Source organism: Janthinobacterium sp. GW821-FHT03C10 (assembly GCF_059420865.1).
Window position 1 is genome coordinate 170,475 of record NZ_JBWKUN010000002.1, and the last position, 14,169, is coordinate 184,643.

The window sequence follows — 14,169 nt, forward strand, 5'->3', positions numbered from 1 at the left end:
TAATTACTATTGAGTTCATGAAGCGGAGGCCGGCATGGTCGGGCAACTGCGGCAATGGCAGCCACGGCGCGGCATGGCGCGTGCGCTGGCGTGCGTCTGCGTGGGTGCGCTCTTGATCACCTGGAGTAACACTGCTGCGGCACAAGATGGCGCCGCCGAACCCAGGGAACACAGTGAACTGGACGCGACCGTGTTCGCGCCGTTCCACGCCGCGCGCGGCGGGCGGGTCACGCAGGCGCGCAGCGCGCAGTCACGTACATTTATTGTGCGCCTCACCTATCCGGACGCAGGCCGCCCCCATGCGGTGCGCTGGGCCTTGACCTTGTCCGGCCCCGGCCCGCAAGGGGCCGTGCTGCGGCGCTGGTCGGGCACGGAACAGGTGGGCGCCGGCGGCCGGAGCATCACCCTGCCCTGGGATGGCCGCGCCGATGCCGATGCCCGCGAACGGCGCATGCTGGCGCCGGACGGCTTGTACCAACTGCGCCTGCTGGCCGTGGCCGATGCCGGCACGCCGCACGAGGCGCAGGTGGAACAGCAATGGCAAATCCAGGTGCAGCGGGGCCCCAGCACGGCGCCCAGGGTGCCCGCCTTCCACGCCGGCCTGCAGCAGCTGCCCAGCCTGGAAGGCCAGCCCGGATACCGCATCGTCTACGCCAACCTGCACAGCCAGACGCGCCACAGCGACGGCGGCGCGGCACTGAACGACTGCCATGGCGCGCAGGAACCGCAGACGGCGCCGTTCGGCCCCATCGATGCCTATAAATATGCGCAGGATCACGGCCTGGACGCCCTGCTGACGTCCGAGCACAACCATATGTACGACGGCTCGGACGGCACCAACAGCGCGGCCGAGCCAGCCGAAGCGAAGGCCCTGTACCAGACGGGTCTGGCCGAAGCGGCCGCCTACACTGCGGCGCACCCCGGCTTCCTGGCCCTGTACGGCATGGAATGGGGCGTCATCAACAAGGGCGGCCATCTGAACATTTTGAATAGCGACCAGTTGCTGGGCTGGGAAAGGAATGCCCAGGGCGAACTGCTGGCCGACGTGGAAACGCCGAAAAGCGACTACGCCGCCCTGTATGCGCTGATGCGCGAACGGGGCTGGATAGGCCAGTTCAACCACCCTGCCTATGCGGGCCAGTTTCTCGTCAACGGCCAGCCGCTCGGCTACACGCCGGACGGCGACGCGGCGATGGTGCTGTGCGAAGTGATGAACACGTCGGCCTTTTCCACCAACGACGAGGAAACGGAAACGCGGCGCAGCAACTACGAGGCGGCCTGCAACCGGGCCCTGACGGCCGGCTACCACGTGGCCTTCAGCAGCAACCAGGACAACCACTGCGCCAACTGGGGCGCGTCATACGGCAACAGGACGGCCGTGCTGGTGGCCAGCCCGGCCGCCGGCATGCCCGTTTCACGCGACAGCTTCCTCGATGCGCTGCGCGCGCGCCGCGTCTACGCCACCATGGACAAGCACGCGCAACTGCTGTTCACGGCGAATGGCAAGCTGATGGGCGAGCGTTTCGACAATCGCGGGCCGCTGCACCTGGCCACCAGTTTCAGCAACAGCACGGGACGGCAAGCGGCGGCCGTCGCCATCTTCCACGGCGTGCCGGGCGGCAATGGCTCCGTCACGGCCATATCGGACCAGGCCGAGGTCACCGTCACGCCCGCGCCCGGCCCCCATTTCTATTACGCGCGCCTGACGCAGGATGACGGCAACATCGTCTGGTCGGCGCCCGTGTGGGTGATGCAGGGTCCGGAATCCTGAGCGCATGGCGCCGTGCCGGCAATCCGGGCCCATCCGTACGCCAGCGAACTGACGGAAAGGCGATAAGCATGTTCTTATCAGTAATGGTCAGGCCATTCGTGTCGGCCCATACTGAAAGAGGAGTCTCTGATGAACAAGCAAATCGTCGTATCCGCACTGATCGCGGCCCTGGCAGCAGGCAGCGCGTCGGTATCGGCCCAGGATCGCCATGACCAGAATGACCACGGACCGCAACGGCAAGAGCAACGCGGCGATGCCGGGCGCGACCACATGGACAACGGCGGCCAGCGTGGCAACAACGGCCGCGGGCATGCCAACGGGCACCAGAACAATGGCGCCAAGCATGCCGGCAATCGCGGCGTCGGCCCACGGCATGACCTGTACAAGGGCAACCGCCTGCCGGCCCAGTACCGCAGCAAGCAGCATGTCGTCAGCGACTGGCGCGGCCGCCACCTCAGCGCCCCGCCGCGCGGCCACCAGTGGGTGCAGGTCGACGGCGACTATGTGCTGATGGCCGTGGCCACGGGCGTGATCGCGCAAATCATCCTCGGCAATTAAGCGCGGCATGTAATAGCCGCTCTTGACGCCTGCCAGCGCCGCAGAAAATACGGCCTGGCGATCCAGCAGCGAACATTATAGGAAATACATGCCAAAGCTACACTAATACCTACGTCACACTGGTTCCTCAAAGCAATCCATGGCACTATGGCTGCGCCGTTTTGCCTGCAACACGGCCTCCATCGGACCAACCAGGAACCCACCATGTCGTCATATCGCACTCTCGCCGGCAGCATGCTGCTCGGCCTGGCCGCAGCGGGCATTGCCCATGCGCAAGCTCCCGCCCCTGCCGCCGCCAACACCGATCCCCATTTATGGCTGGAAGAAGTCCTCGGCGACAAGCCGCTGGCCTGGGTCAAACAGCACAATGCCGTCACCACGAAGGAACTGGAAAGCCAGCCCGGCTTCCCGGCCCTGCAGGCGCGCCTGAAAACCATCCTCAACTCGAAGGAACGCATTCCCTACGTCAGCAAGGAAGGCGAGTACTACTACAATTTCTGGCGCGACGCCCAGCACGTGCGCGGCATCTGGCGCCGCACCACCCTGGCGCAGTACCAGCTGGCGGAACCGGCATGGGAAACCGTGATCGACCTCGACCAGCTGGCCGCCGGCGAGCATGAAAACTGGGTCTGGGGCGGCGCCTCCTGCCTGTATCCGAAGGGCGAACGCTGCCTCATTTCCCTGTCACGCGGCGGCGGTGACGCCAAGGTGGTGCGCGAATACGACGTGACCAGGCGCGCCTTCGTCGACGGCGGCTTCAGCCTGCCGGAAGCGAAGGGCAGCGCCAGCTGGATCGACCAGGACACGCTGTTCGTGTCCACCGATTTCGGCCCCGGCTCGATGACCAGCTCCGGCTACCCGCGCATCATCAAAGAGTGGCAGCGCGGCACGCCGCTGGCGCAGGCGCACACCTTGTATGAAGCCAAGCCCGACGACCTGAGCGCGGGCGCCTACAAGGATTTCACGCCCGGGCACGAGCACCAGTTCATCGAACGGCAAATCGATTTCTACAGCGGCGAAACCTTCTTGCGCGACGGCGCGGACCTGAAGAAAGTGCCGAAGCCGGACGACGCGACGGCCTTCACCGTGCGCGATCAATTGATCATCACCCTGCGCTCGGACTGGAAAGTCAACGGCAAGACCTACCTGCAAGGCTCGCTGCTGGCCACCGATTTGAAGGACTTCATGCAAGGCAAGCAGGAGCTGGAAGTGCTGTACGCGCCCACGGCCACGTCGTCGCTGGACAATGTCACGGCGACCAAATCGGCCATCCTCGTCACCACCCTGGACAAGGTCAAGAACCGCCTGACGGAACTGCGCCACGTGAACGGCAAGTGGCAGCGCCGCGCCGTCGATGCGCCGAAGCTGGGCACCCTGGCCGTCAGCGCGCTCGACCCGGTCGACTCGGAGCAGTACTTCCTGACGGTGACCGACTTCCTCAATCCGACCACCCTGTACCTGGCCACGGCGGGCAGTGACAAGCGCACGAAAATCAAGTCGCTGCCCGCCTACTACGATGCGGCGCCGTACAAGGTGGAGCAGTTCGAATCGACGTCGAAGGACGGCACCAAAGTGCCGTATTTCGCCATCATGAACAAGAAGACGAAGTTCGACGGCCGCAACCCCACGGTGCTGTATGGCTATGGCGGCTTCGAAGTGTCGCTCAAACCGAGCTACAGCGGCACCACGGGCGTGGCCTGGCTGGAAAAAGGCGGCGTGTACGTGCTGGCGAATATCCGCGGCGGCGGCGAGTTCGGCCCCCGCTGGCACCAGGCGGCGCTGAAGGAAAACCGCCAGCGCGCGTATGACGATTTCATCTCGGTGGCGCAGGATCTGATCAAGCGCAAGGTCACCAGCCCGCGCCACCTGGGCATCATGGGCGGCAGCAATGGCGGCCTGCTGACGGGCGCCGTGCTGGTGCAGCGTCCCGATTTGTTCAACGCCGTCGTCAGCCAGGTGCCGCTGCTCGACATGCGCCGCTATAACAAGATGCTGGCCGGCGCCTCGTGGATGGGAGAATACGGCGACCCGGACGTACCGGAACAATGGGCGTACATCAGCAAGTACTCGCCGTACCAGAACGTCTTCAAGGATAAAAAGTATCCGCGCGTGCTGTTGACCACCTCGACGCGCGACGACCGGGTCCACCCCGGCCATGCGCGCAAGATGGTGGCGAAGATGGAAGAGCAAGGCCACGACGTGCTGTACTGGGAAAACACGGAAGGCGGCCACGCGGGCGCCGCCAACAACGACCAGCAGGCGCTGATGTGGGCGCTGACCTACACCTTCCTGCACGAGCAGCTGAAGTAAGTGGTGATGTCGGATTACGCGTTCCGCTAATCCGACCTACCGGGCTGTCGGTCGGCGTAGGCCGGCGTAGGTCGGCGTAGGTCGGCTTAGCCCAACGGGCGTAAGCCGACAACATAGTTGAAGCGGCCCGTACGCATGACCTACTTCGCCTGCGCGCTGGGCCGCTCGGCGATACGGTCGCGGTAGGCTTGCAAGTTCTGCAACCCTTCCGCGCCCGGACGGTATTTCATCAGGCCGCGCACGAATTCCAGCGCGCAGAAGGCCGTGATGTCGGCAATCGTAAACCGCTCGCCGGCGATGTAGGGCTGGTGGGCCAGCACCTGGTCCAGCCATTGCGCCGTCTCGCGCAGCTTGCCCGCCTGCGCCGTGGCGAAATCGGGAAACTGCGGGTTTTCCAGCGCCACCAGGGCCGGGTGGCCGTGGCGCGCCCAGTTGGCGGCGGCGCTGAACAGGTGCAGTTCCACGCGGCGGTCGGCCATTTCGATAAATGCGCGCTCCTCGAATCCCTCGCCCATCAGATTGGGCTGCGGCTGCAAGCCTTCCAGGTAGGTGCAGATGGCGCGCGTCTCGGTCAGCACGCGCCCGTCGTCCAGTTCCAGTACGGGCACGCGACCCAGCGGGTTTTTCGCCAGGAAGGCGGGATCGCGGTGCTGGCCCGCCATCAGGTCGAGCGCCACTTCCTCGATGCCGGTGATGCCCTTTTCGGCGATGAACATGGTGACGCGGCGCGGATTGGGCGTGCGGGGGCTGATAGTCAGTTTCATGTGCTTGGGTCTCGTCTCGTTATGGTGGCGGCCAATCAGCTGCGGGACTGGCCTGCGGCAGTACAGTCAGGCGTCCATCATACCAGCGCACCGCCATGGTGCGGCGCCCCTGGCGCGTTGACTTTGCCCCCGTTTCGCCTTAGATTGCTGTACGGGAACGCTGGCCGCCAGTTCCAGCGATGTCCCCCACACGTCATCAACGCCCGCAGCCTATCCGGCTGGCGGGCGTTTTATCCATGCACCAAGGGCATACCATGCATCGCACACCGACTCCGCGCTTCCGGCGCAGCCAACTGGCCGCCGCCGTCCTGGCACTGGCTTCCCTCACCGCAGCCCATGCGGACAATGCCGCTCCCGCCGCCAGGTACGTCTCGGCCAGCCATGCCCCCGGCACCACCACGCAGCTGCCGCGCGGCGTCACGCCCCTGCACTATATCGTGTCGATCACGCCGGACGCCGCCGCCTCTACCTTCAAGGGCGAGGTGGCCATCAAGGTGGCCGTCGACGCGCCGACCGCCAGCATCACCTTCAATGCCTTGAACCTGGCGTTTGCGGCCGCCGCCATCGAAGGCAAGGGCGGCAGCAAGCAGGTGACGCGCAAGATCGAGTTCGATGCGGACAAGCAGACGGCCACCGTGCATTTCGCCGAACCCGTGACGAAGGGCGAGTACCTGCTGCGCATCGATTACAGCGGCAAGATCGGCACGCAGGCCACGGGCCTGTTCTCGCTCGACTACGACACGCCGCAGGGCCGCCAGCGCGCGCTGTACACGCAGTTCGAAAATTCCGATGCGCGCAGCATGCTGCCATCGTGGGATGAACCGGCCTACAAGGCCACCTTCGCGCTCGACGTGGTCGTGCCGAGCAGCCAGATGGCCGTCGGTAACATGCCGATCGCCAGCAGCGAAGAGCTGGGCAATGGCATGAAGCACGTGTACTTCGCCACCACGCCGCGCATGTCGACGTATCTGCTGTTCTTCGGCCTGGGCGACTTCGAGCGGGCGACAACGATGGCCGACGGCACGGAGATCGGCGTCATCACGAAGAAAGGAGCGCTGGCGCAAAGCCGCTTCGCGCTCGACGAGTCGGCTGCCCTGCTGCGCGAATACAACGATTATTTCGGCGTGCGCTATCCGCTGCCCAAGCTCGACAACATCGCCGCGCCGGGCCGCAGCCAGTTCTTCGGCGCCATGGAAAACTGGGGCGCCGTCTTCACCTTCGAATACGGCCTGCTGCTCGACCCGGCCATTTCGACCCAGGCCGACAAGGAAAACATCTACACCACCCTGTCGCATGAAATGGCGCACCAGTGGTTCGGCGACCTGGTCACCATGCGCTGGTGGGACGACCTGTGGCTCAACGAAGGTTTCGCGTCGTGGATGGAAAGCCGCACCACGGAGCGTCTGCACCCGGAGTGGAACACGGCCCTGTCCAGCGTGGGCGGGCGCGAGTCGGCCATGAGCCAGGACGCGCTGCGCACCACGCACCCGGTGGTGCAGCGCATCGCCACCGTGGAGCAGGCCAGCCAGGCCTTCGACGGCATCACCTATCAAAAGGGCGAGGCGGTGATCCGCATGCTCGAAGCGTATGTCGGCGCCGACACGTGGCGCACGGCCGTGCGCAGCTACATGCGCAAGCATGCGTATGGCAATACGGTGTCCGACGACCTGTGGCGTGAAGTCGATGCGGCCGCCGGCAAGCCCGTCAGCGCCATCGCCCATGATTTCACCTTGCAGCCGGGCGTGCCGATGATCACGGTGGGCGAGGCCGTGTGCAGGAACGGCAATACGCGCGTGCGCCTGACGCAGACGGAATTTTCCAAGGACCAGCCGAACAAGAAACCGCTGTCGTGGAAAGTGCCCGTCATCGCCTCGACGGTCGGCAACGGCAAGCTGGCCACGGTGCTGGTCAGGAATGGCAAGGCGACCTTGAACGTGCCCGGCTGCGGCGCCCTGCTGGTGAACGCGGGCCAGAGCGGCTACTACCGCACCGTGTACGCGCCCGCCAACACGCGCGCGCTGGCGCGCAGCTTTGCGCGCCTGGCGCCGATCGACCAGCTGGGCTTGCTGGCGGACAGCCAGTCGCTGGGCCTGGCCGGCGCGCAAAACCTGGCCGATTTCCTGGAACTGGTGAAAGCGACGCCGCTGTCGGCCGATCCGCAGGTGCTGGGCAAGGTGGCCGCCTCCCTGGGCAGCCTGTACGAACAATACGCGGGCGATAGCGCGGAAAGCAAAGCGCGCCAGCAGGCCTTCGGCCGCTTTGCCGTGGCGCGCCTGGCGCCGATGATGGCGCAGACGGGCTGGGAAGCGCGCGCGGGCGAAGCCTCGAGCGTGGCGACGTTGCGCGGCCAGCTGATCGCCATCCTCGGCGACATGGGCGAGCCTGGCGTGATCGCCGAGGCGCGCCGCCGCCATGCGGCCAGCGAGCAAGACCCCGCCGCCATGCCCGCGCCGCTGCGCCGCACCATCCTGGGCGTGGTGGCGCAGCATGCGGACGCCGCCACCTGGGAGCAGCTGCACGCCAGGGCGCGGCAGGAAAAGACGCCGCTGGTGAAGAACCAGCTGTACGACCTGCTGGCCTCGAGCGACGATCCCGTCCTGGCGCGGCGCGCGCTGGCGCTGGCGCTGACGGATGAACCGGGCGTGACGAACAGCCCGGCCATGATCTCGCGCGTGTCGCGCACGCATCCGGAACTGGCCTTCGACTTCGCGCTGGCGCACCTGGAGCAAGTCAATGCGCGCATCGACGCCAGCTCGCGCAGCCGCTACTTCCCGCGCCTGGCCGCCGCGTCGGCGCAGCCGGACATGATCGCCAAGCTGGAAGCGTACGCGCAGGCGCACCTGCCGGCCGGCGCGCGCGGCGACGCCGACAGCTCCGTGGCCGGCATCAAGTACCGCATCAAGCTGCGCGCCGAACGGCTGCCGGCCGTCGATGCGTGGCTGGCAAAACAGGCGGGTTAAGTGCTTTCCCGGCGCCGCGGCGCCGGGAAGTGATGAAAACACAGGCAAAAAAAACCGGCTTCGCAAGGTGCGGTAGCCGGTTGAAACGCTGTTTCAGAGCGCAGGGATAAAACGGAAAACACATGAAAAAGTGGAAATCGTGCCGGTCATTGAGGTGTCCGGCAACCTTGCGCTCGGGGTTTCCGTGCGCCATGTATCCACTATGCCAGCCCTTCGTCGAGACAGGCTTAGGACTTCATTAAATCCCCGGCCGATTCCTGCATTTCCCCTGCCCTGCCCTGCGATCATTGCTGTAAAACAAATCTTACATGTCTGGTGCCGATGGTTGAGCTCACCGGCTAAGCTGTTGAGTCATGCCTGCATCCTATCGCTCCCGGAACGTAGTGATTTGCGCACCGCATGCTGTGTGCCAACGAAAGCATCATAACAGCGGCATATGACCGCCTTATGACGTAGCTCTAACATTGCACGCGCGCCACCGCGCGGATCACGTACTATTCTCCCATCGCCCTTGTCCCGTCTACCCATGCCCACCCAGAACCACCGCCCGCCTTCAGCCATCCGCACCACGTTTCTGCTTGCCTGCGCCGTGCTGGCATCCTGCACGCCCTTGCCGCCCGCTCCTGCCCCCGCTTCCGCGCCGGCCGCCCCTGCCGCCGTGCCGGCGCCCGCGTGGCAGCGACAAGGCATGCAGCTGCTGCACATCGCGCCCGCAGAATCGCTGCTGACCATCACCGTGCGCCGCGGCGGCGCGCTGGCGCGGCTGGGGCATGACCACGTGGTGGCCAGCCGCAGCCTGCAGGGCGTGGTGGCGCCCGCGCCGGGGCGCGCGCAGTTGCGCTTCCGGCTCGACGAGATGAGCGTGGATGAGGAAAGCCTGCGGCGGGCGGCCGGCTTGACGACGACGCCGTCGGCCGACGCCATCGCCGGCACGCGCCACAACATGCTGGTGCGCGTGCTCGAGGCGGAACGCTATCCGTGGGTCAGCATCGAGGCGCGCCGCTCGGGCGACAAGCAGGTGTTTGATGCGGACATCACCCTGCATGGCGTGACGCGCGCGGTGCGGCTGCCCGTGCGGATCGAGCAAGCGGCCGATGGGCGCAGCCTGCAGGCCAGCGGCAGCCTGCTGCTGAAACAAAGCGACTTCGGCATCGTGCCGTTCGCCGTCCTGGGCGGCGCCATGGCCGTGCAGGACCAGATGGAACTGGCGTTCCGCATCACCGCCCGGCAAGAGGTCAGCGTGCCAGGATCAGGCGCAAGCCGAGACCGATGAAGATGGTGCCGGCCACGCGGTCCAGCCACAGGCCGGCGCGCGGGCGGCGGTTGAGCCACAATCCGACGGCGCCGGAAAAATAGCCGAGCAGGCCGAACAGCACGCACGCCTGCGCCGTGAAGACCAGGCCCAGCTGCGCCGTCTGCCAGCTGGCATCGCCCTGGCCCGCGACGATGAACTGCGGCAGGAACGAGAGGAAAAACAGCACGACTTTCGGATTGATACTGTTGGCAAACAGTCCCTTGCCGAACAAACGCAGCAAGGATTCGTCGGGCAAGGCGGCCGCGCCATCGGCTCTGGCGCCGCCGCGGCTGCGCAAGGCGCCGATGCCCAGCCACACCAGATACAGCCCGCCGGCCACTTTCAGCGCCGTAAAAGCCGCGGGCGAGGCGGCCAGCAGGGCCGACACGCCGATGGTCGCCAGCACGGTGTGCGTGAGGCAGCCAAGGGCGCAGCCCAGGCCGAACGCCATGCCCTGGCGGCGCCCGCGCGACATGCCCACGCCCAGCACCATCAGGTTGTCGGGGCCGGGGCTGGCGGTAATGAGGACGGCGGCGGCCAGGAAGGCCAGGAACTGGTCGGGACTGAGCATGATGATCTCGCGGGCAAAGGCGCCATGATACCGGAGCGGGCGCCATGCGGGCAGGACATGAAATTGCCCGTGTGTCACCGAGAGTCGATTAAAATGGGCACTCCACAGCAAACGGCGCTGCCGCCCTTTCCCGCGCGACCATCACCCAACCCATCGATGCCAGCCCACCCGCCCCCCTCCCGCCACCGCGCTTCCAGCGCCCGCGTCAGCGCCTGGCTATGCGGCTGGGCGCTCGTGCTCGGCCTGCTGTTCGGCCTGCTGGGCCTGGCGGGCGCGGCGCAGGCGGCGCCCTTACCCCTGGGCATGCAAGGCATCGCTCACCTGGGCAAAGGCGGGCAACTGTTTCTCGCTGGAAATGACGCCGCGCCTGCCGATGCCGCCGCCCTGCCCGCCTGGCTGGCGCGCCAGCGCCGGGCCGACCAGGTCGACCTGTTCGGCGGCGCCTACTGGCTGCATGCGCAGGTGCGCAACGACAGCAGCGAAGCGGCCTGGGTCATCGACCCGAACGACACCCTGATCGACCTGGTCGACCTGCACGTGTATGGCCCCGGGGCGCACACGGCGCCGCGGATCTTGCTGACGGGCTACCAGCGGCCGCACGACTATTTGCTGCACTACGGCATGAACGTGCAACTGGCGCCGGGCGCCACGTACGACATCCTGATCCGCTTTTCCAGCCCCTACTACGCGCGCGCGCCCATGTTCGGCGTAAAGACGCAGCACGACTACCGCAAGCTGGTGGGCAAGGAAAACTTCCTGATGGTGGCGTCCATCGGCGCCCTGCTGGCGCTGGGCCTGTTCAATTTCTTCATCTTTTCCATCACCCTGGAAAAGGCCTCGGCGTATTACGCGCTGTACGTGCTGACCTATGGCCTGGCCTGGGCCATGACCTTCCACGTCTTTGCCGACCTGTTCGACTGGCACCAGCTGCAGCTGCATTACGTGCCATTTTTCCTGCTGCCCGTCTTCAGCACCCTGTTTTACATGCATTTCCTGCGCCTGCGCGACTACTCGCTTCTGCTGTACCGTCTCAGCAAGGTCAACCTGGCGCTGCCCTTGCTGCTGCTGCCCAGCTGTTTCTTCGCCCTGTCGTATGCGCACACCCTGGCCACCATCGCCATCAGCATCTGGATGCTGCTGGCGCTGGTCTGCGGCATCGTCGTCTGGCGCCGCGGCTACCAGCCGGCGCGCTTCTTCGTGCTGGCCTTCGTCGCGCTGATGCTGCCCGGCTTTCTGATCCTGCCGGCCAACCTGGGCCTGATGCCGACCATGGTGGCCAACGCCCAGCTGGTGACCCTGCTGGGCGGCACCTTCGACGGCTTGCTGCTGGCCTTTGCCCTGGCCGACCAGATCCGCCTGCTGCGCAACAATCTGGAGCAGCGGGTGCAGGAACGCACCCTGGCGCTGACCCTCAGCAACGACGCCCTGCTGAAGGCCAAAGAGCACGCGGAAGTGGTCAGCCGCCACCGCATCGATTTTCTGTCCGCCATGAGCCACGACATCCGCACGCCGCTGGCCGGCGTGATCGGCATGCTGAAATTCGCCCTGCGCGACCAGTCCGTCAAGGGCCGCACGCAGGAATACCTGCGCATCGGCCTGCACAATGGCGTGTCGCTCCTGACCATCCTCAATGACATCCTCGACTTTTCCAAGATCGACGCGGGCAAGCTGACCCTGGAGACGGTGGACTTCGACCTGCTGGCGCTGATCGGCGACGCGGCCGGCATCGTGCAGGGCCAGGCCGATGCCAAGAGCCTGCTGCTGCGCCGCGAACTGGCGCTGGACCTGCCCCGCTACGTGCGCGCCGACCCCACGCGCCTGCGGCAGATCCTCATCAACCTGCTGGGCAACGCGCTGAAATTCACGGCCAATGGCGAAGTGCTGCTGGAAGTGCGGCGCGCCCGCACGCCGCCGCGCGGCGACGGCCGCAGCGAGATCGAATTCATCATCAGCGACACGGGTCCCGGCATCGACGCGGACACCTTGCCGCGCCTGTTCCAGAAATTCGAGCAGGCCGACCATTCCACCACGCGCCGCTACGGCGGCACGGGCCTGGGACTGGCCATCTGCAAGGAACTGGTCGAACTGATGCAGGGCGCGATCGGCGTGGAAAGCCGGGTCGGCATCGGCTCGCGCTTCCATTTCACCTTGCCGCTGACGCCCGGCAGCGCGCCGGCGGCCGACGCGCGCCGGCCGGCACGCCAGGCGCGCCATGCCTGCCGCCTGCGCATCCTGTGCGCCGAAGACGTGCGCACCAACCAGATCATCATCGGCACCCTGCTCGAAAGCATGGGCCATGACGTGACCATCGTGGAAAACGGCGAACAGGCGCTGCGCGCGCTGGGATCCGGCCCCTACGACTGCGTGCTGATGGATGGCCGCATGCCCGAAATGGACGGCGAACAGGCCGCGCGCCTGATCCGCGACGGCGGCAATGCCCAGTTCCCCATTCCCGACGCGCACATCCCCATCCTCGCGCTGACGGCCAACGCCAGCGAACATGACCGGCAACGCTACCTGGCCGCCGGCATGGACGACTTCCTCAGCAAGCCCGTCGACGAAGCGCTGCTGTTCGAGAAAATCGACGCCATCATCGACCTGCTGCTGGCGCGCGGCCACGCGCTGCCGCCGGCCGCGCCCACCGAGGACGACATCCTGGCGCGCCAGTTCGGCCTGGACGACGCCGGCGAGCCGGTCGCTCCGGCCGATCCCATGACGGCGCCCGTGCACATCCTGCCGCTGGCAGGCCTGTCGGCGCAGCACTTGCAGCGCATCGCGCAAGCGTTCTTGACGGAAGCGCCGCGGCGCCTGGACCTGGCTTGCCACGCCGTGCGCGATGGCAATGCCAGCGCGGCGGCAGCTGCCTTCCACGCCTTGAAAGGCAGCGCCGGCTACCTGAGCCGTCCCACCCTGCACGGCCTGTGCCACCAGATGGAAACCCTGGCCTCAAACGGCCAGCTCGACAACGTGGAGCAATTCCTGCCGCAGCTGCGGGCGGCGCTGGACGTGGCGCGGCGCGATCTGGAAGATCAGCCCGCAGGTTGAGGCATCCAGCCATGCGATTGCAGCCACGCCAGCAGCAGCTGCGGCCACGCGGCCGGTTCGCTGTCCGGCTTGCCCAGGCCCCAGCCATGGCCGCCGTGCCGGAACTGGTGCAGTTCAAACGGCACGCCCGCGCGGTCCAGGGCAGCGCCCATCAAGCGGCTGTTGTCGGGCGGTGAAATCGGGTCGTCCAGCGCCTGAGCGATGAACATCGGCGGCGTGCGCGCATCGACGTGGCGCTCCACCGACAGCGCATCGCGCGCCGCCTGCGTGGGGTGACTTCCCAGCAGCTGCTTCTTCGCATGCGTCGTGTCGAACGGCGCTTCCATGGTCAGCACGGGGTACAGCAGCACGACGAAATCGGGCCGCGCCGAGACGCCATCGATCGCATCGGCGGGCGCATACAGGGCGGCGTCCGGCTGGACGGCCGTCATGCCGGCCAGGTGCGCGCCGGCGGAAAAACCCAGCATGCCGATGCGCGCCGGGTCGATGCGCCACTCGGCCGCGCGCGCGCGGATCACGCGCATGGCCCGCTGGCCGTCCTGGAACGGCGCGCTGGCGCCACCGCCTTCCTGCGGCAGACGGTACACGAGTTCAAACGCCGTGACGCCCCGCGCTTGCAGCCAAGCGGCGGCGGGGCCGCTTTCCTTGCCCGCCTCGATATGCGCATAACCGCCGCCGCTGACCAGCAGGATGGCCGTGCCGTTCGGCTGCGCCGGGCGGTGCGCGATCAGGTAAGGCTGCTCCACCTGCGTGATGGAGCCTTTGGCGCTGGCGCGCTGCGGGCCCGACGCCGCGCCGCCGGGCGGCGCGCCTGGCCACAGCACCATGGCGCCGGGCGGCGCGGCGCCCGCGTGCAGGTGGACAAGGACAAGACACAACGGCATCAGGCGCTGCAT

9 protein-coding genes are annotated in these 14,169 nt (G+C 66.8%); 6 read left to right on the plus strand and 3 right to left on the minus strand.

Annotated features, from left to right (window positions below; genetic code table 11):
* The first annotated feature begins 34 nt into the window (after positions 1 to 34).
* The 3 genes from AC07VH_RS08580 to AC07VH_RS08590 all read left to right on the plus strand — a co-directional run bounded on the left by AC07VH_RS08580 (position 35) and on the right by AC07VH_RS08590 (position 4,639).
* Positions 35 to 1,771, plus strand: a complete 1,737-nt coding sequence (locus AC07VH_RS08580) for a CehA/McbA family metallohydrolase (RefSeq protein ID WP_494787220.1) — start codon at positions 35 to 37, stop codon at positions 1,769 to 1,771.
* Between the two features lie 129 nt (positions 1,772 to 1,900).
* Entirely contained in the window at positions 1,901 to 2,329 is a 429-nt protein-coding gene (locus AC07VH_RS08585; RefSeq protein WP_494787221.1) for an RcnB family protein, read from the plus strand.
* Positions 2,330 to 2,533: 204 nt separating this feature from the next.
* Positions 2,534 to 4,639 (plus strand): prolyl oligopeptidase family serine peptidase, encoded by a 2,106-nt coding sequence (locus AC07VH_RS08590; protein WP_494787222.1) that lies wholly within the window; start codon positions 2,534 to 2,536, stop codon positions 4,637 to 4,639.
* A 140-nt stretch (positions 4,640 to 4,779) separates the two neighbouring features.
* Here the strand turns inward: AC07VH_RS08590 and AC07VH_RS08595 are convergent, their stop codons facing one another.
* Positions 4,780 to 5,403, minus strand: coding sequence for a glutathione S-transferase family protein (locus AC07VH_RS08595; protein WP_494787223.1), 624 nt, complete (start codon positions 5,401 to 5,403; stop codon positions 4,780 to 4,782).
* Between the two features lie 254 nt (positions 5,404 to 5,657).
* Here AC07VH_RS08595 and AC07VH_RS08600 point away from each other — a divergent pair, with 254 nt between their 5' ends.
* Both AC07VH_RS08600 and AC07VH_RS08605 read left to right on the plus strand, forming a co-directional pair.
* The gene (locus AC07VH_RS08600; RefSeq protein WP_494787224.1) at positions 5,658 to 8,363 is read left to right on the plus strand and encodes a M1 family metallopeptidase; all 2,706 of its coding nucleotides are present in this window, start codon (positions 5,658 to 5,660) and stop codon (positions 8,361 to 8,363) included.
* Positions 8,364 to 8,889: 526 nt separating this feature from the next.
* Positions 8,890 to 9,636, plus strand: coding sequence for a YceI family protein (locus AC07VH_RS08605; RefSeq protein ID WP_494787225.1), 747 nt, complete (start codon positions 8,890 to 8,892; stop codon positions 9,634 to 9,636).
* On the opposite strand, the gene AC07VH_RS08610 is transcribed toward AC07VH_RS08605, so the two are convergent.
* Positions 9,599 to 10,228, minus strand: a complete 630-nt coding sequence (locus AC07VH_RS08610; protein WP_494787226.1) for a LysE family translocator — start codon at positions 10,226 to 10,228, stop codon at positions 9,599 to 9,601. The two genes, AC07VH_RS08605 and AC07VH_RS08610, sit on opposite strands and share 38 nt — an antisense overlap.
* 93 nt (positions 10,229 to 10,321) lie before the next feature.
* Here AC07VH_RS08610 and AC07VH_RS08615 point away from each other — a divergent pair, with 93 nt between their 5' ends.
* Positions 10,322 to 13,273 (plus strand): hybrid sensor histidine kinase/response regulator, encoded by a 2,952-nt coding sequence (locus AC07VH_RS08615; protein WP_494803983.1) that lies wholly within the window; start codon positions 10,322 to 10,324, stop codon positions 13,271 to 13,273.
* Here the strand turns inward: AC07VH_RS08615 and AC07VH_RS08620 are convergent.
* On the minus strand, positions 13,258 to 14,169 hold the full coding sequence (locus AC07VH_RS08620; RefSeq protein ID WP_494787228.1) for an alpha/beta hydrolase: 912 nt from the start codon (positions 14,167 to 14,169) through the stop codon (positions 13,258 to 13,260). The two genes, AC07VH_RS08615 and AC07VH_RS08620, sit on opposite strands and share 16 nt — an antisense overlap.